General features: G+C 70.6%; 26 protein-coding genes. 16 read left to right on the top strand and 10 right to left on the bottom strand.

The window, feature by feature from the left end; all coding sequences use genetic code 11:
• Positions 1-337 precede the first annotated feature (337 nt).
• Entirely contained in the window at positions 338-1,351 is a 1,014-nt protein-coding gene (locus ACH34R_RS37765) for an alcohol dehydrogenase catalytic domain-containing protein (RefSeq protein WP_397566391.1), read from the bottom strand.
• Positions 1,344-2,015 (bottom strand): SDR family NAD(P)-dependent oxidoreductase, encoded by a 672-nt coding sequence (locus tag ACH34R_RS37770; protein WP_397566392.1) that lies wholly within the window; start codon positions 2,013-2,015, stop codon positions 1,344-1,346. Before ACH34R_RS37770 ends, ACH34R_RS37765 begins: the two co-directional genes overlap by 8 nt.
• A gap of 118 nt (positions 2,016-2,133) precedes the next feature.
• Here ACH34R_RS37770 and ACH34R_RS37775 point away from each other — a divergent pair, with 118 nt between their 5' ends.
• A complete protein-coding gene (locus tag ACH34R_RS37775; RefSeq protein WP_397566393.1) occupies positions 2,134-2,892 on the top strand; it encodes an SDR family NAD(P)-dependent oxidoreductase in 759 nt (252 codons plus the stop codon).
• A 28-nt stretch (positions 2,893-2,920) separates the two neighbouring features.
• Here the strand turns inward: ACH34R_RS37775 and ACH34R_RS37780 are convergent, their stop codons facing one another.
• The 4 genes from ACH34R_RS37780 to ACH34R_RS37795 form a co-directional block, all read right to left on the bottom strand.
• On the bottom strand, positions 2,921-3,901 hold the full coding sequence (locus tag ACH34R_RS37780; protein WP_397566394.1) for an alpha-ketoacid dehydrogenase subunit beta: 981 nt from the start codon (positions 3,899-3,901) through the stop codon (positions 2,921-2,923).
• Positions 3,898-4,863: a thiamine pyrophosphate-dependent dehydrogenase E1 component subunit alpha gene (locus ACH34R_RS37785; protein ID WP_397566395.1), complete on the bottom strand. Its 966-nt coding sequence runs from the start codon at positions 4,861-4,863 to the stop codon at positions 3,898-3,900. Before ACH34R_RS37785 ends, ACH34R_RS37780 begins: the two co-directional genes overlap by 4 nt.
• 6 nt (positions 4,864-4,869) lie before the next feature.
• Positions 4,870-5,931 carry a LacI family DNA-binding transcriptional regulator gene (locus ACH34R_RS37790; protein WP_397566396.1) on the bottom strand — a complete coding sequence of 354 codons (1,062 nt, stop codon included), beginning with the start codon at positions 5,929-5,931 and terminating at the stop codon, positions 4,870-4,872.
• A 66-nt stretch (positions 5,932-5,997) separates the two neighbouring features.
• Positions 5,998-7,155, bottom strand: a complete 1,158-nt coding sequence (locus ACH34R_RS37795) for a mandelate racemase/muconate lactonizing enzyme family protein (protein WP_397566397.1) — start codon at positions 7,153-7,155, stop codon at positions 5,998-6,000.
• Between the two features lie 338 nt (positions 7,156-7,493).
• Between ACH34R_RS37795 and ACH34R_RS37800 the strand changes: the two genes are divergently transcribed.
• The 8 genes from ACH34R_RS37800 to ACH34R_RS37835 are packed head-to-tail and all read left to right on the top strand — an operon-like array spanning position 7,494 to position 14,285.
• Positions 7,494-8,207, top strand: coding sequence for an ATP-binding cassette domain-containing protein (locus ACH34R_RS37800; RefSeq protein WP_397566398.1), 714 nt, complete (start codon positions 7,494-7,496; stop codon positions 8,205-8,207).
• Positions 8,208-8,210: 3 nt separating this feature from the next.
• Positions 8,211-9,197: an ABC transporter permease gene (locus tag ACH34R_RS37805; protein WP_397566399.1), complete on the top strand. Its 987-nt coding sequence runs from the start codon at positions 8,211-8,213 to the stop codon at positions 9,195-9,197.
• A 34-nt stretch (positions 9,198-9,231) separates the two neighbouring features.
• A complete protein-coding gene (locus tag ACH34R_RS37810; protein WP_397566400.1) occupies positions 9,232-10,005 on the top strand; it encodes a hypothetical protein in 774 nt (257 codons plus the stop codon).
• On the top strand, positions 10,002-11,093 hold the full coding sequence (locus ACH34R_RS37815; RefSeq protein WP_397566401.1) for a hypothetical protein: 1,092 nt from the start codon (positions 10,002-10,004) through the stop codon (positions 11,091-11,093). The genes ACH34R_RS37810 and ACH34R_RS37815 overlap by 4 nt, the downstream gene beginning before the upstream one ends.
• A 3-nt stretch (positions 11,094-11,096) precedes the next feature.
• The gene (locus tag ACH34R_RS37820; protein ID WP_397566402.1) at positions 11,097-11,300 is read left to right on the top strand and encodes an L-rhamnose mutarotase; all 204 of its coding nucleotides are present in this window, start codon (positions 11,097-11,099) and stop codon (positions 11,298-11,300) included.
• A gap of 8 nt (positions 11,301-11,308) precedes the next feature.
• Complete coding sequence (locus ACH34R_RS37825) at positions 11,309-12,745, top strand: hypothetical protein (protein WP_397566403.1); 1,437 nt, start codon at positions 11,309-11,311, stop codon at positions 12,743-12,745.
• Between the two features lie 20 nt (positions 12,746-12,765).
• Positions 12,766-13,824, top strand: a complete 1,059-nt coding sequence (locus tag ACH34R_RS37830; protein ID WP_397566404.1) for a Gfo/Idh/MocA family protein — start codon at positions 12,766-12,768, stop codon at positions 13,822-13,824.
• 53 nt (positions 13,825-13,877) lie between these two features.
• A complete protein-coding gene (locus tag ACH34R_RS37835) occupies positions 13,878-14,285 on the top strand; it encodes an Imm10 family immunity protein (RefSeq protein ID WP_397566405.1) in 408 nt (135 codons plus the stop codon).
• 91 nt (positions 14,286-14,376) lie between these two features.
• Here the strand turns inward: ACH34R_RS37835 and ACH34R_RS37840 are convergent, their stop codons facing one another.
• Together ACH34R_RS37840 and ACH34R_RS37845 are read right to left on the bottom strand one after the other, a co-directional pair.
• The gene (locus ACH34R_RS37840; RefSeq protein WP_397566406.1) at positions 14,377-14,712 is read right to left on the bottom strand and encodes a hypothetical protein; all 336 of its coding nucleotides are present in this window, start codon (positions 14,710-14,712) and stop codon (positions 14,377-14,379) included.
• Positions 14,713-15,551: 839 nt separating this feature from the next.
• The gene (locus ACH34R_RS37845) at positions 15,552-16,526 is read right to left on the bottom strand and encodes an aldo/keto reductase (RefSeq protein WP_397566407.1); all 975 of its coding nucleotides are present in this window, start codon (positions 16,524-16,526) and stop codon (positions 15,552-15,554) included.
• Between the two features lie 88 nt (positions 16,527-16,614).
• Between ACH34R_RS37845 and ACH34R_RS37850 the strand changes: the two genes are divergently transcribed.
• From ACH34R_RS37850 to ACH34R_RS37870, 5 genes are all read left to right on the top strand, one after another.
• On the top strand, positions 16,615-17,244 hold the full coding sequence (locus ACH34R_RS37850) for a TetR/AcrR family transcriptional regulator (RefSeq protein ID WP_397566408.1): 630 nt from the start codon (positions 16,615-16,617) through the stop codon (positions 17,242-17,244).
• 405 nt (positions 17,245-17,649) lie between these two features.
• On the top strand, positions 17,650-18,939 hold the full coding sequence (locus tag ACH34R_RS37855) for an FAD-dependent monooxygenase (RefSeq protein WP_397566409.1): 1,290 nt from the start codon (positions 17,650-17,652) through the stop codon (positions 18,937-18,939).
• A 116-nt stretch (positions 18,940-19,055) separates the two neighbouring features.
• Positions 19,056-20,018: an MBL fold metallo-hydrolase gene (locus tag ACH34R_RS37860; protein WP_397566410.1), complete on the top strand. Its 963-nt coding sequence runs from the start codon at positions 19,056-19,058 to the stop codon at positions 20,016-20,018.
• Between the two features lie 3 nt (positions 20,019-20,021).
• Entirely contained in the window at positions 20,022-21,719 is a 1,698-nt protein-coding gene (locus tag ACH34R_RS37865) for an FAD-dependent monooxygenase (protein WP_397566411.1), read from the top strand.
• 225 nt (positions 21,720-21,944) lie between these two features.
• Positions 21,945-22,298: a hypothetical protein gene (locus ACH34R_RS37870; RefSeq protein ID WP_397566412.1), complete on the top strand. Its 354-nt coding sequence runs from the start codon at positions 21,945-21,947 to the stop codon at positions 22,296-22,298.
• A 148-nt stretch (positions 22,299-22,446) separates the two neighbouring features.
• On the opposite strand, the gene ACH34R_RS37875 is transcribed toward ACH34R_RS37870, so the two are convergent.
• Positions 22,447-23,937 (bottom strand): hypothetical protein, encoded by a 1,491-nt coding sequence (locus tag ACH34R_RS37875; RefSeq protein ID WP_397566413.1) that lies wholly within the window; start codon positions 23,935-23,937, stop codon positions 22,447-22,449.
• Between the two features lie 128 nt (positions 23,938-24,065).
• Between ACH34R_RS37875 and ACH34R_RS37880 the strand changes: the two genes are divergently transcribed.
• On the top strand, positions 24,066-25,175 hold the full coding sequence (locus ACH34R_RS37880; protein WP_397566414.1) for a sensor histidine kinase: 1,110 nt from the start codon (positions 24,066-24,068) through the stop codon (positions 25,173-25,175).
• Positions 25,172-25,828 carry a response regulator transcription factor gene (locus ACH34R_RS37885; RefSeq protein WP_397566415.1) on the top strand — a complete coding sequence of 219 codons (657 nt, stop codon included), beginning with the start codon at positions 25,172-25,174 and terminating at the stop codon, positions 25,826-25,828. Before ACH34R_RS37880 ends, ACH34R_RS37885 begins: the two co-directional genes overlap by 4 nt.
• A gap of 171 nt (positions 25,829-25,999) precedes the next feature.
• On the opposite strand, the gene ACH34R_RS37890 is transcribed toward ACH34R_RS37885, so the two are convergent.
• Complete coding sequence (locus ACH34R_RS37890; RefSeq protein WP_397566416.1) at positions 26,000-26,185, bottom strand: hypothetical protein; 186 nt, start codon at positions 26,183-26,185, stop codon at positions 26,000-26,002.
• Between the last annotated feature and the right edge of the window lie 41 nt (positions 26,186-26,226).

Below are 26,226 nucleotides of genomic sequence, written 5' to 3' on the forward strand. Positions count from 1 at the left end.
GTGCGGTGGCGACCGCGATCACGCATGCCCAGTGACCGCGATCCACGGATGCGCGACGTCACTCCCGAGGCTGATCCGTCTTCCTGGATCGGTTTCCGAACCAGCCGGACGCTAGATCGTTGATGTGAAATTCGCTGATCGTCTGCGGGCACAGCGAAGGGCGTCCAAGATCGGTTTGTGAAGACCGAGGTGGACGCCCTTCTGACGGCACACTATGTCCACCTGGACGATCAGGTGATGCCTTCGCGGGAACTGCCTCGCAAACGAGGTCGGCCACACCGGCGCGCCAGTGAAACGGTCCCTGACCGCCTACGACCACTGATTTCACATCAACGATCTAGGGGACGATCACGATGCGGGTCGTCCCGCCGTGCCGTAGGTCGTGGAAGGCGGCGGCCACGTCCGCCAGCGGCCGGATGTCACCGACCAGGTGGTCCATGACGAGGTCGCCGCGCAGGTACAGATCATGTACCGCGGCGATGTCCTGCGGCGTGAACCCTCGCGACCCGAGCAGCACGCACTCCCGCCAGATGAGGTCCACGCCGCTGACAGCGAGGGGCCGGCGAGATGCCGCGACCAGCACGATTCTGGCCCGGGAGCCGGCCAGCCGGACCGCGAGTTCGTCGAGGCCGGGCCCGTCCGCGCACACGAGCACGACGTCGGCGCCGCGGGGCAGGGCACGTTCGGCCTCCGCCGGGGTGATCGCCCGCGTGGCCCCGAGCCGCAGGGCGAGATCCAGGCTGCGTCGGCTACGGCCCACCGCGTACACCTCCGCGCCCAGCAGCCGAGCCAGCTGGACGGCGTTGCTACCGATCCCGCCGACGCCGATGACCACGACCGTCTCCCCGGCACGCACGTCCGCCACCGTGGTCAGCGCGTGGTACGGCGTCGCGACAGCGTCGGTGAGCAGGGCCAGTTCCACCGGCGCGATCCCGCAAGGAGCCGGCACCAGCGTGCGTTCCGGGCGGACGACGTGGTCGGCGAGCGCGCCGTCGACATCCACCCCCATCCGGCGCACCCCGGGGCCGAGGTTGGGCCAGACGGCACCGGGGTCGTTGTCGATGTAGTACAGCGCGACCAGGTCACCCGGCGACACGCGCGTCACACCAGGCCCGACGGCCACCACCCGGCCGGCCGCCTCGTGCCCGGGGACCACCGGGAACACCTCGCCGAAGCCGCCGTCCTGCAAGAACAGGTCTGACCCGCACAGCCCGCAGGCCAGCATCCGCACCAGCGCCTCGCCGGCCCCGGGCACAGGGGCCGGGCGCGTCACGAGAACGGGCGGGGCGCCCCGCCGTTCCAGCACGGCCGCTCTCGACGGCCCGGCCGGCGCCCCTGAGATCTCAGTCAATGAGGAACCCCCCGTTGATGTCCACGACCTCGCCCGTGATGAACGACGCGTGGTCGGAGACGAGAAAGGCCACGAGGTCCGCGACATCTTGCGGAGTGCCGAGACGGCCGACCGGGATCCTCTCCACCAGCTCCCGCATCTCGGAGATCATGTCGGTGTCGACCAGCGCGGGCGCCAGCGCGTTGACCGTGACGCCGGCGCCGGCGAACTCCTTGGCCAGGCCCTTCGCCAGAGCCATGGCGCCGGCCTTGGCCGCGGCGTAGGCGAGCGTGTCGCGCGCGCCGCCCGTCTTGCCGGCGCTCGAACCCATGATGACGACCCGGCCGTAGCCGCGCTCGGCCATCCCGGGAACCACCTGCCTGGCGGACAGGAAAACGCCCGTCAAGTTCACCGCGAGGCTCTGCTCCCAGGACCGCAACGTGGTCTCGGCGAGCGGCTCGGTCCGGTAGATGCCGGCGTTGCACACCAGTATCTCGACCGGGCCAAGGGCGTGCTCGACCTCCCGGACCGCCTCGGCGACGCCGCCCTCGTCGGTGACGTCCATCCGCACGCCTGTCAGGCCGGGGACGTCGGGCGGTTCGAGGTCGCCGACGGCCACCCGAGCGCCCTGCAGGGCCAGGGTTTCGGCGATGCAACGGCCGATGCCGCGCCCACCACCGGTCACCAACGCCACTCTGTCCCGTGGCCCAACCACCTTGATTCCATGCATCTGGAAACGATACCAGTACCTGTTAACATCAGGGAATGCCAATGGCCTGGAAACGATACCGGGATGACGGGAGATGAGCGTGGACGCGTACCGGCTGGACGGGAAGAGGATGCTCGTGACGGGGGCGGCGCGTGGCATCGGGCGTGCGGTGGCACTGGCCGCCGGCCGCGCAGGCGCCCGCGTGTACGGCACCGACACGCGGGCCGACGAGCTTGACGAGACGCGCCGCCTGCTCGGCGACGACGCCGGCCACGCCGTGGGGGTCTTCGACCTACGTGCCGCCGGGGAGATCTCGCGGCTGTGCGGCGACGCGGCGCGGGCGCTCGGCGGCCTCGACTCGCTGGCCTGCGTCGCCGGCGTCATCGTGCGCCGTGGCGACCTTGACGAGGTCACCGAGGACGACTGGGACCTTCAGTACGCGGTCAACCTCAAGGCCGTGTTCTTTCTCAATCGGGAGGCGGCCCGCCTGATGCGCGGCCCGGGCAGCATCGTGAACTTCTCCTCCCAGGGCTGGTGGACCGGCGGATACGGCGGATCCGTGGCCTACAGCGCGACCAAGGCCGGCGTCGTCGCACTGACCAGAGGGCTCGCCCGTACCCTCGCGCCACGCGGCATCCGGGTCAACGCGATCGCTCCCGGCGCGGTCGACACCGCGATGATGAATGAGGGCCTCGACGCGGGCGCCCGCGAGAGTTTCCTGACGCAGGTGCCTCTCGGGCGCATGAGCCGGCCCGAGGAACAGGCCCACGCGGCCGTGTTCCTCGCCTCCGATGCCTCCGGCTACATCACCGGCACGACGCTGAACGTCAGCGGCGGTCAGCTCGTCTACTGAGAGCCCCCGAGGCCGGCAAGAGCCGCCCTCAGTACGCGACGACCTTGCGGATCTCCGCCGCGATCCCTTCGGCGTCGGGCAGCCAGGCGGCTTCGAGCTCGCCGGCGTAGGGCACCGGCGTGTCGGGAGTGGCCACGAGCACCGGCGGCGCGTCGAGCAGGTCCCAGTGCTCCCGGGTGATCTTGCTGATCAGCGAGGCGCCCCAACCGCCGGCCTCGGGCGCTTCCTGCACGACGACGAGCCGGGAGGTTCGGCGCAGGCTGTCGATCACGGTCGCGTGGTCGAACGGCACCAGCGTGCGCGGGTCGATCAGGGCGACGTCGATGCCCTCGGCGGCCAGCCGCTCCGCCGCCTGGACACCGCGGTGGCGCATCTGCTGCGTGGCGACCACGGTCACGTCCGCCCCGTCGCGGACCACGGCCGCCGAACCGAGCGGTACAGGCGGGGCGCCGGGGTTGACCGTCCCCTTGATCGAGAACAGGTTCTTGTGCTCGAACACCAGGACCGGATTGTCGTCCTCGATGGCCGAGCGCGTCAGGCCGTAGAGGTCCTCCACCGTGGCGGGGACCGCGATCTTGAGGCCGGGGATGTTGAGAAACCAGTTCTCCGCCGCCTGGGAGTGCTGAGCGGCGAACCCGCTCCCGGCCCCGTTGGCCATGCGGATGGTCAGCGGCACGGTCACCTGGCCGCCCGTCATGTAGCGGTGCTTGGCCACCTGGTTGGCTATCTGGTCGAAGCACACGCCGGCGAAGTCGGCGAACATGATCTCCGCCACCGGTCTCAGGCCCATCACCGCGGCGCCGAAGGCCGTGCCGACGATCGCCTGTTCCGAGATGGGCGTGTCGCGCACCCGCTCCGGGCCGAAGCGGTCGAAGAGCCCGGCGGTGGACTTGAACGCCCCGCCGGCGGCTCCGACGTCTTCGCCGATGAGGATGACGCGGTCGTCGGCCGCCATGGCGTCGGCGAGCGCGCGGGAGATCGCGGCCCGGTAGTTCATCTGGTCGCTCATGCGTACACATCCTTGGTGAGTTCCTCGGGACTCGGGCAGGGCCAGGCGAGCGCCCGGTCGAGGGCCGCGGTGACCTCCTCGTCGACCTCTGCGCGGACCGGGCCGGCGGCGGTCTCGCCCATCGCCCGTTCGAGAAGGGTGATCGGGTCGCGGGCGAGCCAGCGCTCCAGCTCACCGGTCGGCCGATAGGTGGCCGGGTCGGAGCGGGAGTGGCCCAGGTGGCGGTAGGTGTCGGCCTCGATGAGAGTGGGGCCGTCGCCGGCCCTGGCACGCGCGACGGCCTCGGCGGCCACGTGCCGTACCGAGACCACGTCGTTGCCGTCCACGTGGACGCCGGGAATGCCGTACGAGCCGGCCCGGTCGGCCAGCCGGCCGATCGGGGTCGTGGCCGCCAGCGGGCTGTACTCGCCGTACTGGTTGTTCTCGATGACGAACAGCACCGGCAGCTTCCAGATCGCGGCCAGGTTCACCGACTCGTGGAACGTGCCGATGTTGGTGGCCCCGTCGCCGAAGAAGGCGACGCTCACCGCCGTTTCCCCACGGTACTGCGCGGCCAGGGCGGCGCCGCAGCTCATCGGCAGGTGCGCGCCGACGATGGCGTTCGAGCCGAGCGCGCCGACGCTGATATCGGCCAGGTGCATGGAGCCGCCCTTGCCGCCGCACAGTCCGCCGGCCCTGCCGAGCAACTCGCCGAAGCACCGATCAAGCGGCGCCCCCATGGCGATCACCGCTCCGTGACCGCGATACGTGCACGTCATGGTGTCGCCGTCGGTGAGCGCGGCGCACACCCCGACGGTCACGGCCTCCTGGCCCTGGCACAGGTGGGTGGAGCCGCGCATCAGGTTCTTGGTGAACAGGTCGCGGACGGCGTCCTCGAACAGCCGGATCCGCAGCATGTCACGCAGTAGGTCTTCGGCGTCGCCAGGACGGCCGTCGGACAGCGACGGCAAGGTGGGTGTCATCAGTCGTTACCTCTCTTGGTCGGCGGCCCGTTCGGTGGCCGCCGCCGGTGGCGGGGCGCAACTGCCCGCGGCCCTGAAGTCGGTCGGTAGCACCTCGTCCCGCCCCTGGCCGCCGCCGAGGAGGTCGAGGAGCAGTTCGGCGGCGACGCGTCCCATCTCGGGCGGGTCGCGGGTGATCATTGCCAGGGGCGGGTCGACGAACCGCGTCAGCGGCACGTCGTCGCAGCTCACCAGTGACACGTCGGCGGGCACCCGGATGCCGTCGCGGCGTAGTACGTCCAGCACGCCCGCGAGGATCTGGTTGCTGCCGGCGATGATCGCGGTCGGCGGCTCGGGCAGTGCCAGTAGCGAACGGGTGGCGCCCGCGCCGTAGTCGGCGGTGAAGGGCCCAGACCTGACCAGTGCGATCGCGCCGGTGGCACGGCATTCGCGACGCAGCGCCTTGGCCCGCTCCCGCGACGGACGAACCTGACTCGGACCGTTTATCAGCGCGATCCGCTCGTGACCGAGCCCGACCAGGTGGGTCACGGCGGCGGCCATGCCGTTGTCGTGCGCGGACAGCACCGCGCTGCCCGTCCCCGCCACCTCACGGTCGATCAGCACGTACGGCACACCGGCGTTGCGCAGCGCCGCCGCGGTCGGCTCGGCCGTGTCGTCGGCGAGCGACAACAGCAGCCCGTCCACCTGCCGTTGGCGCAGCAGCGTGATGTGCGAGCTGTCCATACCGGGGTCGTTGTCGGCGGTGAGCAGCATCGCGTACCCGGCCTTGCGAAGCGCCGTCTCCGCGCCGAGCACGATCTGCGCGAGCAGCGGGTTGCTGATGTCGCCCACGACGAACCCCACGGTGCGGGTCGCGCCACTGCGCAGCCCCTTGGCGAGCAGGTTGGGTTCGTAGCCGAGCGCGGCGGCGGCGTCGAGCACGCGGTTGCGCATCACCGCGCTCACGTCGGGGTGTCCGGACAGCACGCGGGAGACGGAGCTGAGGGCCACCCCCGCGCGCTCGGCCACCTCGCGCATGCTGGCCCCGGGGCGGAGGTTCACGTGTGGCGGTGTTGAGTCAGTCGGCATGGGCTTAGTGTGCCGTGAGTCGCCGCCAGGTGGAGGCTGGGCCGCCGGCGTGCTGTCGGCCGCGGCTCATCCGTCCACCCGGTGGGCGGCGATGTAGTCCCAGTCCAGTTCCCAGCCCAGGCCGGGGGCATCGGAAAGGGTGAGAGTGCCTTCGCTGATCTCGGGCCGGTTGGCGATCAGTTTCCACCAGAACGGGTCGCGGTCTGGGTGGAAGCACTCGGCGTAGGTGCCGTGTGACTGGCTGGCGATGAGATGGCTGGCGACCTGCGGCTCCTCGTGGTGTCCCATTTCCACGTCGTAGACGTGGGCCACCGCCGCCGCGCGCCGCCACGCGGTCGGCCCGCCGGACCAGGAGGCGTCGAAGTTGCACACGTCGATCGAACCGGTCTCCATCAGGTCGCGGCAGCCGCTCGGTGACAGCTCCGTCTGTCCGGCGCATATCGGGATCGTGGTCCGCGAACGCACGTCCCGCAGGGAGCGACGGTCGTTGTGCCAGTGCACCGGCTCCTCGAACCAGCGTACGCCGACGCCGTCGAGGCGCTGGCAGAGCTCGACCGCCTCGGTCACCGTGTAGCCCTGGTTGGCGTCGATGGCCAGCACGAAGTCATCGCCCGCCGCCTGCCGCGCGGCCACGACCCGGTCCGCGTCCTCGGCGGGGGTCCTGCCACCGACCTTGAACTTGATCCCGGCCAGGCCCCACTCGCGGTAGGCGGCGATCTCGTCGGCGATCGCGCCGAGCGGCTCGTGGTAGTAGCCGCCGATCGCGATGATCTGCACGTGGTCGCGGAAGCCGCCCCACAGCCGCCACAGGGGCTGGCGCAGCGCTTTGCCGACCGCGTCCCAGATCGCGGTGTCCACCGCGGCCAGCGCGACCAGGCCGAGGCGCCGATCCCGCAGGATGTCGTACGTGGAGGGGTAGGCGGCCTGCCAGCACCGCTCGGTGTCCAGGGCCGACAACCCGGCGACGGCCGGCTCGATCTCCCTGTGCACGATGGCCTCGATCTCGGCCAGCGTGGTGTCCTCGTCGCCGGTGTAGGCCTCTCCGACGATGCCGTCGGCCGTGTGAACCCGTGTGATCATCGTGGCCCGGTTGGCCATCCGGTAGAAGCTGCCGCGAAACTCGCGCGGCAGCCGAGCCCGGACCAGCACGGTCTCGATACGGCTGATACGCAGGTCGTCGCCGCTCGCGGCGGGTGCCACGGTCAGGTCGACGGTCGGCTGCATGCGCCCCTCCCCATCTGAATCCACCTTCTGGGAACGATTCCAGTACACCATACGTCGGCCATCTAGAACGTCACAAGCTCCCACATGAACCCTTGACACAGCCATACTTCATGTATTGGATACGGTTCCAGAATCGATTCCGATGGGCCAGCGTAAGTGAGGAAGGCTCATGGCTCAGCACACCAGATGGCCGGTGACCGGCGGCGCTGTGGCCGTCGCCGCCGCCCTGCTCCTCTCCGGGTGTGGCACCGCCACCCCCACGGCGAACACCGCGAACGGCAAGCCCACCGGTGCCACCCCGCCGCCCGTCGCGCCCCAGGGCGGAACTGCTGAGCCCGATGACGCCGCGCGCCGATGCCGTCCTGGCCGCCCGGGCCATCAGGAAGTCCTTCGGCGGCGTGACCGTCCTGCACGGCGTCGACCTCGACCTGCGACCGGGCCGGGTGCTGGCGTTGCTCGGTGAGAACGGCGCCGGCAAATCCACCCTGGTCAAGATCATTGCCGGGGACCATCGGCCCGACAGCGGCCAGATCCTCATCGACGGGCAGGCCGTCGGCGCGCTCGATCCGCTGCGGGCCCGCCGGCTCGGCATCCGGACCGTCCACCAGGAACTCTCCGACGCCCCGGCGTTGACCGTCGCCGAGAACATCTCGCTGGGCCGCTGGCCACGCCGCCGCGCACTGATCGACTGGGCGGCCGTCCGCGGACGCGCCCGGCGGATCCTTGACGACCCCGGCAGCCCCATCGCCACCCTCTCCGGCGGCAACCAGCAGAAGGTGCTGCTCGCCCGCTGGCTCGCGCGGGACTCGCGGCTGCTCGTGCTGGTCGAGCTCACCCGCGGCGTGGACATCGGTGCCCGGGAGGAGATCTACCTCGCCCTGCGTCGGCTCGCCGGCCGCGACGGGGTGGCCATCCTCGTCGCGACCAGCGACTACGAAGAAGTCGTCCAACTCGCCGACCGCGCCCTGGTGATGTCGCGGGGACGCGTGGTCGCGGACCTGTCCGGCGACGGCATCACGACCGCCGCCCTCACCGACGCAGCGGGCGGGTGAAGCATGAACGCGCAGGTCATCCCCGAAACGTCCTCGGCCGCCCGCCGTACCTGGTGGAACCGCACACCCGAGCTCGGCGCCCTGCTCGTGGTGCTCGTGGTGCTGGTCGCCGTCTTCAGCTGGCGCAGCCCATTCCTCCTCAACGGCGACAACCTGCTGAACATCCTCACCACGCTGGCGGTGACCGGGATCATCGCCGTCCCCGGCACCATGCTGCTGGTGGCCGGGCAGTTCGACCTGTCCGTCGGGTCGGGCGCGGCGTTCGGCGGCATCGTCGCGGCGCTCGCCGGCACCGGTCACGGCCTGGCCGCGGGCGTGGCGGCGGCGCTCGCCGCCGGCCTCGCGATCGGGCTGCTCAACGGTCTGCTGGTCACCGTGGTCGGGATCAACGCGCTCATCACCACACTGGCCACGCTCGCCGTGTTCCGCGGTGCCGCGCAGCTCCTCGGCGACGGACAGACCGTGCTGCTCAATGGGTTCGACGCGCTGGGCACCGTCCGCCCTTTCCTGAACGTACCGCTGCCCGTGCTGATCCTGCTCGCCGTGTTCCTGCTCGCGGCGCTGGCGATGCGGTACACGGTCTTCGGCCGATCGCTGTACGCCATCGGCGCCAACCCGGCCGCCGCGCGGCTGGTCGGCATCCGGGCCCGGCTGCTGCTGGTGGCCGCGTTCGCCCTGTCGGGGCTGTCGTTCGCCCTCGCCGGGCTCATTCTCACCTCCCAGTTGTCGGCCGCGTCCCCGACCGCTGCCTCCGGCCTGGAGCTGTCCGTCGTCACCGCGATCGTGCTCGGTGGGGCCAGCCTGTCCGGCGGACGCGGCGGCATCGCGGGCACGGCGGTCGGACTGGTCATAATCGGCGTACTGAACAACGGGCTCATCCTGATGAACGTCACCTCGTTCTGGCAGGACGTCGCCCGCGGCACGCTGCTGATCCTCGCGGTCTCATTCGACCGGCTCCGGCAGCGACTCACCCCGGCGGACAGCCGATGACCCCGATATCCATCACGATGTGGAGGTTTCTCCGATGACATTCACGGTCCAGGTGGTCAGCGCCGGCGGCATGCCGATGCCGGCGCCCGAGGTGTTCTGGATGAGCGGCTGGGACGAGTGGTTCGACGCCCGGTTCTGGATGGTCGTCGCCCGTAGCGAGGAGCACACGGTGGTGGTCAACACCGGCCCGCCCGCCGAGCTGGGGCCGCTCAACGCGTTGTGGAAGGGATTCCACCCGTCGGGCCGCGTGCAGTTCCACCGCGAGGAGTCGGAACGGCCCGCGGCGGCCCTGGCCGCCATAGGCGTGGACCCCGCCGAGGTGACGCACGTGGTGCTCACGCCGCTCGTCGCCTACACCGTCGGCAACCTGCCGCTGTTCCCCAACGCCCAGTACGTGATCTCCCGGCGTGGCTGGATCGAGGACGTCTTCGCGCCGCCATACCCTGTTCACGTGCCGCGGGAGATCTTCCTCCCCGACGACGTGATGTCGTACCTGTTGTTCGACGCTCGTGCGCGAGTACGACTGGTGCACGAGGAAGAGATCGTGCCTGGCCTGCGGGTCTGGGAGGCGGGTGTGCACCACCGCTCCTCGCTCGCGGTGTGCTTCGACACCGCCGCGGGCTCCGTCGCGGCCACGGACGCCGCGTTCTCCTACCGCAACGTCGAGCAGAACGTCCATCTCGGCATCGGGGAGAGCTACCCCGAGGCCATGGCCACCTACGCCCGGCTGCGGGCCGAGGCGGACGTGGTCATCCCGCTGTACGAGCCGGAGGTGCCGGTCCGGCACCCGGGGGGGAGGATCGCGTGATCGGCGTCGAACCACCCGCCGGCCTGCTGGTCGACGACCCGGTGCTGGGACGCCGGATCCGTGGCGGAGACTGGGCCGACCAAGGGGTCGCGACCTACCGGAAGATCGGGGCGGCGCTCGGGGAGGAGCGGTGGGACGACGCCACCGCGCTGGCCCGCTACTTCGTGGTCGAGGCCGAGGTCTGCTACCGGCTATACCGGCAGTGGCTCGCCGACCTGCGGGTCTTCCTGCTGGACCAGGGCACCGCCGAGGCAGACCTGGCCGCCGCAGAGGATCGGATCGCGGGCCTGCTCGTCCTGCCCGACGGCAGTGCGTGGGATCCGGAGCGGCAGTGGGCGCTGCTCGGGGAACAGGTCGAGCGGTTCGCGGTGGCCGCGTCGGATGGATCCGCGCGGACCGCGGGGGAACTGCTGGAGACGTTCGTGGAGACGTGGCGACGCGGCCATGACCGGGACGTGGACCATATCTGCGGGCTGATGAACGAGGTCGTGACGCAGTACGGCGAGGCGGCCATCGGGCCGATGTACGACCACCTCCTGCTGCCCTGGTTCAACGCGCGCTATTCGCTCTTCGACGTCGACAAGCACCCGTGGGCGCGGGCGCTGACCCTGAACATGATGGTCGCGTTCGAGGCCATGCGCGGGCACATGTGCGGCCCCGGGCGGCGTGGCGACGTCGAGTTCGAGGAACTGCCCGACCGGTACGTGCTGCGTTTCGACCCCTGCGGTTCCGGGGGCCGGAGCGTGCGGGGTGAGCCGATCGAGGGCACGCTCCCGCGGATGGAAGCGCCGTACGAGTGGCCCGTCACGCGCGAGCCCGCGCCGTGGAACCACGGGCAGCCGGGCGTGTGCGTGTACTGCGCGCACTGCATCGTGCTCACCGAGATCATGCCGATCGACGCGTTCGGCTACCCGGTCCGCGCCGTGGACCCGCCCCGCTACCCCGCTACGGCGGACGCCAAGTGTTCCTGGACGATGTTCAAGGATCCCACTCGCGTGCCCGAGGAGTACTACACCCGCGTCGGCCGTGCCCGGCCGGACCAGATCGGCTCCGATGCCTGCGGCGGCGTGCCCGGGAGGGAGGAGTGAGCGATGGAACGACTGTGTTTCCTCATCGAACTGGTGCCGGGCTCCGAGGCCGAGTACGACCGGCGGCACGACGAGATCTGGCCTGAAATGCGGCGGGCGGTGTCCGCCGCCGGCTACACGAACTACACGCTGTTCCGGCGGGGTTCGACCGTCGTCGGCTACGCCGATGGCGGTCTCCTGCGCGCCGCCGAGGTCTGGCACCTGTGATCGCGGCGATGCGGCGGGCGCGCGTGGCCGTCCTGGCGCCGTACTGGGACTTCTTCGCCACCAGTGCGAGGGGAGACCTCGCCACGGACAGGGCCGCGCTGCTCCGGGACATCCGTACAGGGCTGGCCGCGCACGCCGACGTGGTGATCGCTACGACCATCGACCCTGACGTTCCGGTCGCGGCGACGATCGAGGCCGTCCGCGGGGCCCGCCCTGACCTGCTGGTGCTGGCCGCCACCATGGCGTCGCCGCCGGCGGCGGCGCTTCGGGTCGTGGACGCCTTCCCGGAGTTGCCCGTGGTGCTCTGGGCTGCGCGCCGGGGCCGGGCCATGGCCGAGCCGTACACCCACCAGGACATCACCGTGGACGGCGCGACCGTGGGGGCGCCGCAGCTCGCGAGCCTGCTCGCGCGTGCGTCACGTCCGTTCGACGTCGTCATGGCGGCGCTGGACGACCCCGATGGACTCTCCCGCGTCCACGACGCGGTCCGTTCAGCCGCGGCGGCGGTCCTGCTCCGTACCGCTCGGATCGGCCGGGTGGGCGGCTCGCTGCCCGGGTACACGTGCGTCGACGCCGACGCGCCACGCCTCGCCGACGAGGTGGGGGCGCGAGTGATCGAGGTGCCCGCGGCGGAATTCCTCGCCCGCTACCAGGCCGTGGACGCGGCGGTCGTGGAGCGGACCTGGGCCGAGACACGTCATCTGTACCACCCGACGACCGCCCTGCCTGGGTGGAAGGCCGGGGCGGCTCCCGCGGCCGAGGTGGGCGAGCCGGTGGCCGGACAGGTGGCCGACGCGGTTCGCGCGGCCGTCGCGCTACGGGAACTCGGCGAGGCGCATCGTCTGGACGCGGGCGCGTTCAACTGCCACGTGCCGCAGATCCGACGGGGTCCGGCCATCGGCTACGCGCCCTGCTTCGCACTCGGCCACTGCACCTCTCTCGGTGTTCCGTGGACGTGCACCGGCGACGTCGTGACCGCGATCGCCATGCTCACCGCCAAGGCACTGTCCGGGGCCGCCCTCTACCACGAGCTCGAAGCCCTCGACCCCGACAGCGGCGAATTCGTGATCGCCAACTCCGGCGAGCACGACCTCGCCTTCGGGCCAGGACCAGCCGAGCTGCGCACCAACCCGTGGTGGCCCACCGGGCTCTGCGCGGTGCTCACCCCCCGGCCGGGACCCGCCACACTCATCGGGTTCGCCCAGCTCGATCCGCCGGGCGGCCACAGGCTCATCGCGGCCCGCGGCCGTTTCACCGCCCGGAAGTTCCCCGGTGTCGGTACCAGCAACGCCGCTTTTGCGTTCGACCGGACGCCGCCCGAGCACGCGTGGGAGGCGTGGTGCCGCAGCGGCGTCAACCACCACGCCGCCGCCACCCCCGGAGACCACGCCGAGCACGTGCAGCGCGTCGCCGGACATCTCAAACTGCCAGCCATCGTCATCTGATCACGACCCCGGAGGTTCCCATGGCCAAGCCGCGACTAGGAGTGATCGGCGCCGGCTCGTGGACGGTCGCCTCGCACCTGCCCGCCCTGCTCGAACACGCCGACGAGATCGAGTTCACCGCCGTCAACCGGCGGGGCGCCGACACCCTCGACCGCATCCGGCAGCGCTTCGGATTCGCCCACGCCTTCGAGGACTACCGCGACGTCCTCGACGCCGGCGTCGACCTCTGCGTCGTCGCCAGCCCAACAGGGCACCATCACGAACACGCAAAGGCCGCCCTACAGGCCGGTGCGCACGTGCTGCTGGAAAAGCCGATGACCATCGACCCCGCCGACGCCTGGGACCTCGTCGACACGGCGCGGCGGCACGACCGGCACCTGCTCATCGCGTTCGGCTGGAACTATCGGCCCATGGTCGCCGAGTTCAAGGAACTGCTCGACCGCCACGGCATCGGAACCGTCGAGCATTTGTCCGTCCACATGGCGTCGGTCACGCGCGAACTGCTCTCACGCCGAGGCGCCTACGCGGGATCCGCCGAGGACACCGTTCCCGAGCCGGACACCTGGACCGACCCGAAGCTGTCCGGCGGCGGGTACGCCCAGGCCCAGCTCTCCCACGCCCTCGGACTCGCGCTCTGGCTCACCGGACTGCGCGGCGCACAGGCCTTCGCCTTCACCGCCGCCCCACTGGACGCACCTGTCGAACTGCACGACGCGATCGCCCTGCGCTTCGGCAACGGTGCCGTCGGGTCCGTGGCCGGCGGCTCCTGCCACACCGGCGCGGGAGACAACAAGCACCAGCTCGAGGTACGCGCCATCGGCAGCGACGGCCAGATCCACCTGGACGTCGAACGCGAGTACGCCTGGCTGTGGCGCCAGGACACCGACATCCGGCTGCCGGTCCAACCCGAGGACGGCAGATACGACTGCAAGGGACCGATCGACACCCTGGTCGCCCTCGCCCAGGGGCGCGACGTGCCCAACCGATCGCCCGGAGAACTGGGCGCGCGCACCGTCGAGATCCTGGACGCGGTGTACCGCAGCGCGGCCAGCGGCAAGCCGGAGAGCTGCCGGTCATGACCCCGTAGCGGTTTCTCCTCTGCCGGACCGATATGCCGCTACTCTCCCGCGATATGACGATCAGGTTCATCGCCCGAGTGGTCGGAGTCGAGGATGGGGCCGACGATTGCCTGTCGGCCGGTATCGCCGAGACCGAGGACGGCGCCGGCATGATGTTCGACTTCCAGTGCTCCTTGTACGAGCCCGACGAGCAAGACATTGCCCTGGGCTGGGACACCCATTGCGTGGTCACCGCGAACCAAGGCACCGCCTACGGCGCCGTCAACGAACTCACCCTGCACGGCAACGTGCTACGCATCGTGCTCGATCCGGACGATCTGGAGGCGCTGGGCCTGCCCGATCCCGGAATCGAGGCGATCATCGAGGCAGACGATGAAGCGATCGAGGAGTTTCGGAGCGCGTTGCGGCGCATCCTCGCCTATGGCCGCGCCGACGCGCGCCCGAGCGTTGTTCACCTTTGACGCGTCAACGCCAGGCCCTGCCGATTGTTGAAGGCAGCCGAACTTACCGATGCAGCGTCCGGCCGATCGGTCACCAGCGGAGCCCGACAGGTCATCTGCTGATCGATTCGTAAGCATCGCCCCATTCGGTGAGCAGGACGAAGGCGGGAAGCGTCACCGTCTCCAGGAGATCGGCCAGCACGTCCGCCGTCGGCGGAAGAGGCAATGCGAGCAACTCGGCCACCGAGGTACGGCACGCCTCAAGATCGATACCGTTGTCGCCGTACTCCTGCTCCAGCTCCGGAACCACTGAGCACATCGCCTCCAGACCACCGGAGGCGCGTGCCAGGCAGTCCCTCCAGTACGGGACTCTCACGATCAGCTGGACCGCGGTGGCCAGATCGCGGCCGATCAGTCCGGCCTGCCCTTCGGAGTCGGCATACAGCACGGGCCGTTGTCCGGCTGCGTCCCCGCAGAGAAAGAACGTCCCGCCCGAGCCATCACCGGCAACTGCTTCAGTGGACGGGGATGGACGGCACTTCCGCTCTCTTGACCGCGGCGGCGAAGCTGCAATTGAAGTTGCGCCGTTCGACCGGCTGGACCGGTCCTGGTCATGAAGACGAGCCGCTGTCCGTCCAGGTGTCGGCCAGATGCGCAAACCTCAGCGTGCAAAGTGGCAAGCTCAACCGGCCTCTGCGGCGAGATCGCCAGGGTCCGGTGCGTCGTGCGCACCCTGTAACCGCCGACAGGTGCGATCAGCAGGCCAGCGCGGGAGGCTGCCCGTCCCGCCCCTCATACAGATGTGCGACGGAGGCTGTGTACGGCAGCGGGCCGCGCACATGCTCAGGTGTCAGCCGGATGCCAGTACAACGTTCGGCCAGCGCCAGCGCCGCTAGGCTGCTTTGAAAATCCTCCAACCACAGGAAATCCTGTGCTGTGGCACGTGTCACAGATAGCCTCGCTCGATCGGTGATGGGCTGTGTTCGACGATGCGGATGTCCACGCTAGCGGCGTCCACCGACGTTCCTGATCGTTGTTGCGCCGCTCGGCCACTCATGAGGTTTGGACTGCCAGCACAGCCCGGTGCATCCTTTGGGGTGATCTGGTTCTCATTCAGGATGGCCGGTCTCAGCGGTTGAACGACGCGAAAGTGCTGGCGACCGCTGAGCGGGTCGCGGCTGCGCCCGGTCTATCTGGTGTCCTTATCGGGCATCGCCGTGCCGGGTGGCGCGGGCGCGGCTGCGGACGGCCCGCTGCTTCATAGAAGGTCGTGCCCGGTCAGCGGGGTCAGTCCCACGTGGGGAGCATGCCCTCGGGGTAGCGGGCGCCGAAGCCGCCGGTCGGGAGGATCTCGGCGATGCGCTTCAGGTCGGTGTCGTCGAGGGCGAGGTCGGCGGCGGCCACGTTCTCCTCCAGCCGCTGGATGCTGCGGGTGCCGGGTATGGGAACGATGTCGTCGCCCTGGGTCAGGAGCCAGGCCAGGGCGAGCTGGGCAACGGTGGCGTCCTTGGTCGCGGCCAGGTCGGCGAGCCGCTGGGTGGCCTCCAGATTCTTCTCGTAGTTGCCGGGCTGGAAGCGGGCGTCCCAGGTGCGCATGTCGGTGGGGTCGTACTCGGCGCCGGGCTTGGCCTGCCCGGTGAGGAAGCCCCGGCCGAGCGGCGAGTAGGCGACGAACCCGATCCCGAGCTCGCGCAGGAGGGGGAAGAGGATCTCGGCGTCCCGCTCGAACAGGGAGTATTCGGTTTGCAGGACCGAGACGGGCTGTACGGCGTGCGCGCGACGGATGGTGTTCGTCCCCGCCTCGCTCAGCCCGAAGTAGCGGACCTTGCCGGCGTCGATGAACTCCTTGACCGTCCCGGCCACGTCCTCGATTGGTACGTTGGGGTCGACGCGGTGCTGGTAGAGCACGTCGATGACGTCGACGCCGAGGTGACGCAGGCTGTTGTCGACGACCTCGCGGATGTGCTCGGGACGGCTGTCGACACCCTCCTCTCTGGTGCCGGTGAAGTCGAAGCCGAACTTGGTCGCGATGACGACCTCGTCGCGTATCGGGGCGAGCGCGGCGCCGACGATCCGCTCGTTCTCGCCCTGCCCGTACAGCTCGGCCGTGTCGAAGAACGTCACGCCCAGCTCGTGGGCCCGGCGGATCGTCGCGATCCCCTCGTTCTCATCCGACGGCCCATAGGCCAGGGAGATGCCCATCGCGCCGTATCCCAGCGCCGACGCCGCCAGCCCCTGCCGTCCGAGGGTCCGTTGCTCCATGATGCGTTCTCATTCCCGCAGATGTAAGAGTACTCTAACATTAAGTAAGAGTACTCTAACATTGGAAAGGGAGGGAGAATCGTTCGCCGTGAGCAGACCCACGCCGCCGAAACGCGGCTACCACCACGGCGACCTGCGTTCCGAGCTGATCCGCGAGGGTCTCGCGCTCCTGGCCGAATCGGGCGTCACCGGTTTCTCCGTGGCGAAGGTCGCCGCACGCGTCGGCGTGTCATCGGCCGCGCCGTACCGTCACTTCCCCGATCGGGAGGCACTGCTCGCCGCCTGCGCGGCGGCCATCATCAGCGACATCACCGGCGTTCTCGTCGAGGCGGCCGAGCGAGCGGGGCCCGATCCCGTGGACCGGCTCGCTGCCACCGCGGGTGCCTACACCCGCTTCGTCCTGGAGCACCGCGCCGGCCTCGACCTCGTCTACTCCTATGACTTCGCCGAGCCCCACCGTCCGACCGTCCAGGAGCAGAGCCGCCACCTCACGGCCGCCCTCATGCGCCTGGCCGCGGACGTGCTGCCCGCCGACACCTCCTGGGCCGACACCGCCGATTTCGTCTACGTGCACCTGTCCACCACGCACGGCTACGCCACGCTGCTCTTCAAGGGCACCCGCCCGCCACAAGGCATCGACGATCACGCAGGCCGCGCTGTCACCGCGGCCCGTGACCACATCACCGGGCATCTCCTGCGCCTGCGTAACGCCCGCTGACGAGACCGGCGACGACTCACCAGGCCGGCGGGTGTGCGACCTGGCGATCGGCGCAATGGTCACACCCGGGCGCGCCACCTATCGCAAGATCGCCAGTTGGTCTTCGCGATGTACGATCCGGACTCTTCCGCAGGATGGACCAAGAACGCGCGAGCGCTGATATTTCGACACCTATCGAAGTGACAGCGCCCAGGTTAGGAGCAGGCCAGGATGTCAGTTCCCTGGTCAGAGGCTCCCCGCGTTCACCTGAATAATGGGACCGGACAAATTGTCTGGTGGCGGCCTGGCTGACGGCCTGGGTCGCTGGTCTGCCCCGGTCTGGGCTGATGTGAGGCTGGACACACCGACAGCGGTGGGCCTGCGCCAAGAACGTTCCGGCGCGGGGGGAAGCATGTGGAGGCAGTGATGAGCGTCGACGACTCCGAGCAGGAGCACTCCATCCGGACTGGCGGGCAGGGGACGCGGGTGAGCGGTCCCAGGGTGTTGGTGGCGGGGGCGAGTATCGCGGGACCCGCGCTGGCCCATTGGCTGCGCCGGCGGGGGGCCGAGGTGACCGTGGTGGAGCGGGCTCCTGAGCTGCGTCCCGGCGGGCAGGCGGTGGACGCGCGCGGGGTCGCCAAGGAGGTCATCAGGTGCATGGGGCTGGACGCGGCGGTGCGCGCGGCGTGTACCGACACCGCCGGCGCGCACACCGTGGACGCGGACGGGCACGTGCTGGAGACCTTCCATGCCGACGATGACGGTGGCGACGGGTTCATCGCGGACATCGAGATCCTGCGTGGGGACCTGTCGCAGGTGCTCTATGACGACACCCGCGACGGCGTCGAGTACGTCTTCGGCGACCGAATCGCCGGGCTCACCCAGGACGCGGACGGGGTCGACGTGGTCTTCGCGGGCGGCAGCCGGCGGCGCTTCGACCTGGTGATCGGGGCCGACGGGCTGCACTCGGCGCTGCGAGCGATGGTCTTCGGGCCGCATGAGCGGTTCCTCCGCCACCTCGGGCACGTGCTGGCCTTCTACAGTGTGCCCAACGAGTTCGGGCTGGACCGCTGGCTGCTCGAACACCAGGACCAGGAGTCCGGGCGCTCCGCCCTGCTGCGGCCCATCCAGGACGCCACCCGGGCGATGGCCATGTTCTACTTCGCCTCGGCCGACTTCGACGTCGACTACCGTGACGTCGCGGCCCAGAAGGTCCTGCTGCGTGAGCGGATGGCGGGCCTGGGCTGGTTGACCCCGGACATCCTCGCGCACCTGGACGACACCCCGGACTTCTACCTCGACCAGGTCGCCCAGGTGGTGATGGACCGCTGGTCGAGTGGACGGGTGGGGCTGCTCGGGGACGCGGCGTTCAGCTCCTCGCCGATGTCCGGGCAGGGCACCGGGCTGGCGCTGGTCGGCGCCTACCTGCTGGCCGGAGAGCTGGCCGCCGCCGGATGGGACCCTGCCGCCGGGTTCGCCCGCTACGAGGCGCGGATGCGCTCGTGCGTCGAGGCCAACCAGGAGATCGGCCGGTTGAACGCCCGCAGCCGCGACGTCCCCGGGCCAGACGCCGAGCCGGGCCCCGATTTCGCCGGCGAATGGTTCACCGAACTGGTCGGGCGCGCGATCAACGGCATCGAGCTGCCCGATTACGCGGGGGTGCCGGACTCCGCAGCCCCGGCCGGATCGCCGATCACCTCGTCGGCCAAGCCGTAGGCGTCACAAGGCGGCAGTTGTCGGTGCGCGGCTCGCCGTCGGCTGGAGGACCCGGTTCGAGCATGTGCCGCCTGGCGCCGAATAAAAAAACCTTTGATTAAATCTGGAGCTGCGCCATGACGCCGAAGGCGTTCGCCTCGTCCGCCGACCTCGACGACAAGCAGCAGACCCTGGAGGTGCTCGCCGACGGCGTCTACGCGCTGACCGCCGACGGCGACCCCAACGTGGGCGCCGTGGAGGGCGAGGACTTCCTCGTCTGCTTCGAGGCCATGGCCACGCCCGTGGCCGCCCGCGAGTGGCTGGCCAGGCTGCGGGAGCACACCGACAAACCGGTCAAATTCCTGGTCCTGTCGCACTACCACGCGGTGCGGGTGCTCGGCGCGAGCGCCTTCGACGCCGAGGTGATCGTCGCGCACGACAACACCCGGGCGCTCATCGCCGAACGCGGCCGGCAGGACTGGGAGTCGGAGTACGGGCGGATGCCGCGCCTGTTCAAGGAGCCCGCCTCCATCCCCGGGCTGACCCGGCCCACCGCCACGTTCTCCGACCGCTTCACGATCGACCTCGGCGGCGACCGGGGCGAGCTGGTCCTGGCGTACTGCGGGCGCGGCCACACCGAGGGCGACATCGTGGCCTGGCTGCCCAGGCACAAGGTGCTGTTCGCCGGCGACCTGGTCGAGTCGCGGGCCGCCCTCTACACCGGCGACGCCTTCCACCGTGAGTGGGCGGCGGCCACGCTCGACCGGGTGGCCTCATTCGAGGCGGAGGTGCTGATCGGCGGGCGCGGGGCGGTGGCGCGCGGGCGCGACGCCGTGGCTGCCGCGATCGCGCAGACCCGGCACTTCCTGGAGGTGATGCTGCGCGAGGTGGGCGCGGCGCACGAGCGCGGCGGGACGCTGAAGGAGGCGTTCGAGGCCGCCCACGCCGCCCTCGTCGGCCGCTACGGCGGGTGGCCGATCTTCGAGCACTGCCTGCCCTTCGACGTGTCGCGGCTGTGGGACGAGCTGTCCGGCGTCGAGCGGCCGGTGATCTGGACGGCCGAGCGTGACCGTCAGGTCTGGGCCGAACTACAGGGCTGAGGAATGGCGATCATCGAGACGCCGGTCGCCGTGCTGGGCAACGGCCCCGTGGGGCAGACCGCCGCCTTGCTGCTGGCCCGCTGGGGTGTGCCGACCGTGCTGCTGGACGCGCGTCCCTTCCGGGACGCGGTCGGCTCCAAGGCGATCGTGCAGCAGCGGGACGTGCTCGACGTGTGGGAGTCGGTGGGCGTGGGGCGGCAGGTCGCCGCCGAGGGGCTGACCTGGACCACGGCCCGCACGTTCCATCGGGAACGGGAGTTGTTCAGCTACACGTTCGCCGAGGCCGGGCGGCCCGCGTTCCCGCCGTTCGTCAACCTCTCGCAGTCGCGTACCGAGGAGCTGCTCGATGCGCGAATCGCCGGTGCGCCGTTGATCGACGTGCGCTGGGACCATGAGGTGACCGGCCTCTCCCAGGACGCGGGCGGGGTGACGCTGACCTGCCGCACCTCCGGTGGCGAGGTGGCCGTGCGGGCGGCGTACGTGCTGGCGTGCGCGGGCGCGAAGGGCGACCGCGTACGCGAGATGCTCGGCCTGCGCTTCGACGGGCACTCCTTCGACGACCGGTTCCTCATCTGCGACATCCGCGCCGACCTGCCCGGCTGGGCCTCGGAGCGGCGCTTCTACTTCGACCCGCCGTGGAACCCCGGCCGCCAGGTGCTCATCCATCCGTGCCCCGGCTCGACGTTCCGCATCGACTGGCAGGTGCCTTCCGATCACGACGACCGGCGGGAGGTAGCCTCGGGCGGACGCGACGCGCGCATCCGCGCCGTCATCGGGGAGCGGCCGTACGAGGTGGTGTGGAGCTCGGTCTACCGCTTCCACTCCCGGATCGTGGACCGTATGCGGGCAGGCCGGGTGCTGCTCGCCGGGGACGTCGCGCACCTGGTCTCACCGTTCGGCGCCCGCGGGCTCAACTCGGGCGTCCAGGACGCCGAGAACGCGGCCTGGAAGCTCGCGTTCGTGCTCAACGGCTGGGCCGGCGAAGAACTGCTCGACGGCTACCACGCGGAGCGGCACGCCGCCGCCCTGGAGAACCTCGACGTCACCGCTGCCACCATGCGCTTCCTGGTGCCCGGGAACGAGGAGGAGCGCCGGGTGCGGGAATCGACGCTTGCGGCGGCGGCCACCGACCCGGAGGCGCGGGCGGCGGTCGACTCCGGCCGGCTCGCCGAGCCGTTCTGGTACGTGAACTCGCCCCTGATCACGCCGGACCCGTCGCGCCCGTTCGCCGGCCGGCCGCCACGCGGGGCCGTGCCTCCGGCCGCGCCCGGCGTGATCGTCCCGGACGCCCCGATATCCGTCACCGGCACGCGCGTCACCCGGCTGCGCGAACTGGCCAGAGACGGCTTCCTACTGCTCATGAACGACAGCGCGGACGACAGCTCGGACGACAGCTCGGACGAGGGCGCGGACGAGGGTGCGGTCCTGCGCGCCGCGCACCAGGCCACGCCGGCGCCGGTCCGGCTGCTGCGCCTCGGCGACGTCGACCACACCGGCACGGTGAGACAGGCCCTCGCCGCGCGGCCGGGCGAGCTGTGGATCGTCCGGCCGGACGCGCACATCGCGGCGGTGCTGATCCGCCCATCGGCCGCCGAGATCACGACAGCCCTGCATCGCTCCCTTGGCCGCGCCGGCGCCGGCCGAGATCCACACCGTGGCCAGGGCACCTGGTCCACGCAGCAGAACGCCGAGCGCACCTGACCTTCCACGCCGGGTCATCGAGGGGCGCGGTGAGGGCGTGGTGAGGTCGTGGTGAGGGCGCGGTGAGCGTGGCCCGCCAAGATCGTGGCCATGGACCTGTTCACGCCGGGGCGGGTGACTCCGCACCGGACGTACCGGCTCCCCGCCGCGGGTCCTCACAGATCGATGGAGACATGGCCGGCCCGGCCCTGTCCGCGATCGGCACCAGAATCGAAGGAGATGCTCATGCAAGTCCCGCGCTTCCTGCCCGCCCTTCGCACCAGGTTCCTGCCCAAGGCCGCCGCCGTCGCGGCCCTGGCCACCGTCCTCACCACCGCCGGCTTTGGAGCCGCCGACGCCAGCAGCACCGGCAGCGCCGCCGCGCGGTGGTGCAAGTCCCTTGAGAGGACCGACACCAAGGTCGTCATAACGTGCGCCGCCGAAAACTCCATCCCGTATCGCGTTGGAGCACAGTGGTGCAGCTCCGGCTTCAACTGCGACACGGTCCTGGGTAACTGGGCCAGCAACGGTGCGCTGTCGACCGCCTACCACCCCGGCGGCAAGTACTTCAGTCGCTGGTGGACCATCTGGGCCTCCTGACTGGAAGAGGGCGTGTGAGGGGGGCACTGCGGGCGGCGCGGTCTCGGCCGCGCCGGTCGCGGTGACGGCCTGCTGCGGAATGCGCTGAACAGCCGGAATTCGCCCCGGGGTGGCCGGTGAGCAGTTCGGCCTCGCTCGCGCGTGCCGGTCAGCGCGGGCGGTCGGGCCTTTCGGCCTGCTTACGGCCGATGGCGATCAGCATGGTGATCACCGCGTATGCGCAGAGCACGGTGAGCCCGGCCCAGCCCGGGAGCGGGAAGTACCCGGCCGACGGCGCGTAGTGTGCCGTCACCTGCGGATACTCCGCCATCGTCTGCTTGACCGCGAAACCGGCGGCCGGCGTGAGCCGCAGCAGCCAGTCGGAGACCGCGTCGGGAAGCAGCGGGAACGCCGTGACAGCAGAGGGTAGAGCGATCAGCGACACTCCCGCGAGGGTCGCCGACCAGCCGCGGTGCAGTCGTACGCCGAGCGCGTACGCGACGGCGGCGCAGAGCGCGAGCACTGTCGCGAGCCCGACGATCACCCGAACACCGGTCGGCACCGGCAGCGACGGCACCACGATCCCGTTGCCCGCCAGGCTCGCCATGCCCGCCGGGAGGACGATGCCGGCCGCGACCAGACCGGTGACGAAGGTGGCCCCCGCGACGACAAGTGCCCGGGTGAGGATCACTCGCCGGGATGCCGCCGCACCGGTCGTGCGGGCGCCGTGGCGGGCCGCGACGACGACCACGATGATCAGTGCGACCGGCAGGCCGGACAGCGTGTTCTCGACGGTACGCGTGCCCTCCTCACCCAGCGGCCCGATGTCGCCGGTTCCGCTGATCGTGATGACGCCGTCCTTCTCCACGGCTCCCGATGCGTTGTGGTATTTCTCCCAGTCGGTGTGGTTCATCTCCCCGACGGAGTCGCTGTCCCACTTGCCGGTGGTACCGCCCTCGACGGTGACGTTGTCGAAGACGCCGACGGCCTGGGTGAACCGGACCTCCTCGATCGCGCCGCCGAGGCCGATCTCGCGGAGCGTGAGGTCGCCTGGTGAGGTGGCGAAGAGGCCGACCTGCACGGTGTCCGGCAGCCCGGCGAGCGTCGCGGTCGCGACGGTGCGCCACTGGGCGCCGTCGGCGGACTCGGATCCGGTGATCACGTCGCCCGAGCGGGTCAGGCGCAGCCAACGGGGAGACCGCGCCGAGACGCCTCCCGCGCCGCCGGCGACGTCGTGCCGGTAGTCGTGCTGGAAGCGGACGCCGTGGCCGCCGGTCATCATGAGTGCCGCGTACCGCGACCCCTGACGGGTGCCGTCCTTGACGATGATCCCGGCCTTCGCCCACGGCACCAGCCCGGACACGATCTGGTCGTGTTCCGGCGGTGGATAGGTGATCGTCCCGGTCATCGAGGTCATCCGGACGGTGATGCCGCCCTCGCGGCCCAGGTCACGATGCAGGAACCAGAACTGATCACTGACGACGGAGCCGTCACCGGCGACGGGCACGGCGGGGCATGGACCCGGGCAGGACGAGTGGGTGTTGAGGGTGAACAGCAGACCCGGTGCGATGATGGCGAGTGCCGCGGCGGCCAGGGCGATCAGGCGTCCTGGGCGGCGGAACGCCGTCCATTCCCGGCGGAGGAGTTCGGTGGTCGACATGCCGTCGGTTGTACGGATCGGTGCGTAACACGGTCCGAACCGGCACTGTCACGCTGGTGTTAGGTTTCCCAAGGCATGCTGGCAGCATGGTCGGGCTGCGTAATGGGACCGTGGGAGCACGGTTCACGATGTTGTACGCCGTTGTGTTCCTCCTGTCGGGGGCCGGGCTGCTGGCTCTGGCCTTCCTGCTCTCCGGCGGCGGTGGCCTGAGCGATGTGGTCCCGGCTGGAGACCTCCCCGGCCAGGGCGGCGTCACCGCGGCGCGACAGCGCGTCCGCGAGTTGGAGGACCAACTGGCCGCGGTACACGCGCAGCAGTCCCGCCAACTGCTGGCCGGCTCGCTGCTGGCGCTGATCGTGATGACGGTCGTCTCGTTGCTGCTCGGCCGGGTACTGGCCACGCGCGTCCTGCGGCCGTTGCGGCTCATCACGGACGTCACGCGGCGCATCTCCGCCGACAGCCTGGGTCAGCGACTGGGCGTCACCGGTCCGGCGGACGAGGTGAAGGACCTCGCCGACACCATCGACGAGCTGCTCGGACGCCTTGAGGCATCGTTCACCGCGCAGCGGCGTTTCGTCGCCAACGCCTCCCATGAGCTGCGCACGCCGCTGGCGACGATGCGAGCGTCGCTGGACGTCGCGGTCGCCAAGCCCGACCCGGCCGCCTCGACGGTGGCGCTCGCGGCCCGGCTGTGCCGGCAACTCGACCGGGTCGATCATCTGCTCGACGGGTTCCTCGTGCTGTCCCGGGCGCAGCACGGCGCGCTGGCCGACGCCGCGCCGGTCGACCTCGGGGACCTCATCGACGCCGCACTGCGGGAAAGGTCCACGGACGTGCGGCGCAAGGGGCTGAGCGTGACGGTGGACGTGCCGCCGGCCACGGCGACCGTGGGCAGCCCGGCGCTGCTGGCGCGGCTGGTGGGCAACATCGTCGACAACGCCGTGACCCACAACGAGAACGACGGCTGGATCGAGATCTCCGGCTGGGTGAACGCGCGGGAGACGGCGCTGATCGTCGAGACCGGCGGGGCCGTACTCGACCAGCGGGAGGTCGACCGGCTGACCCGGCCCTTCGAGCGGCTCGGCGGCGAACGTACCGGCTCCTCGGGGCTGGGCCTGTCGATCGTGGCCGCCGTGGCCGTCGCCCACGGCGGCCGGCTCGCCCTGCTCGCCCGGCCGGAAGGCGGCCTCCGCGTATCGATCACCCTTCCGGCCGCGAAGGTGGCGGTGGGGGCGTGAGGATCCTGGTGACCGAAGACGACGACGCCCTCGCCGAGGTCGTCGCCGAAGGGCTGCGCGACCAGGGGATGGCCGTCGACCTGGCGTACGACGGGCTTGCCGCCGCCGCCAAACTGGATCTCACCGCGTATGACGTGGTGGTGCTGGACCGGGATCTGCCCGGCCTGCACGGCGACACCCTGTGCCAGATGATCACCGGGCGGGCGGACCGGCCGATGGTGCTGATGCTGACCGCGGCCAGCGCGCCCGGCGACCGGGTCAGCGGGCTGACCCTGGGCGCGGACGACTATCTCGCCAAGCCTTTCCACTTTCCGGAGCTGATCCTGCGCATCCGCGCGCTGGCCCGCCGCAGACCGGACGCACGGCCCCGCGTCCTGCACGTGGCCGGGATCACCCTGGACCCGGTACGCCGCACCGCCGTCCGCGACGGGCGGCAACTCGACCTCTCAGTGAAGGAGTTCGCCGTGCTCGACGCACTGCTGCGGGCGAGTCCGGGCTTCCTGAGCGCCGAAACCCTGCTTGAACAGGTGTGGGATGAAAACGCCGACAGTTTCACCAACACCGTCACGGTCACGGTGGGCCGGCTACGGCGCAAGCTCGGCGACCCGCCGGTCATCGCGACGGCGCGAGGAGTGGGCTACCGGATCGCTTGACCGACGACCCCTCGGCATTCAGGTCAGTAACCACCCGCCCTCCGCCCCGAACTCATCGACCACCAGGAATGCCTTGCCCAGTTCGTTGAGCGTCAGCTCCAGCCGCCAGTGGTCCACCTCGCCGGCGGCGTTGGCGTAGGGCCGCAGGCCCCGTGCCGGCCTGCTGCTGCGTCATTCGCCGAATTCCTCGGTCGCGATGCGGTCTCCCTCGTTGTCGTAGGTGACACACCCGGCTTCGTATTCGTCGTACTCCGCGTCGTCGTAGGTCTTTTCGTGCACGCTCACGTCCGCCCACGCGAACAACCGCGGCACCACCTCGGCGTAGCCGGTGAGGCCGAGAAACACGCCCCAGCTCACCAACGCTCGCGGCGCATACCCACATCTTGCCGCCACCGGAC

Origin of the sequence: Spongiactinospora sp. 9N601, assembly GCF_044326295.1 — a bacterium.
GTDB lineage: Bacteria > Actinomycetota > Actinomycetes > Streptosporangiales > Streptosporangiaceae > Spongiactinospora > Spongiactinospora gelatinilytica.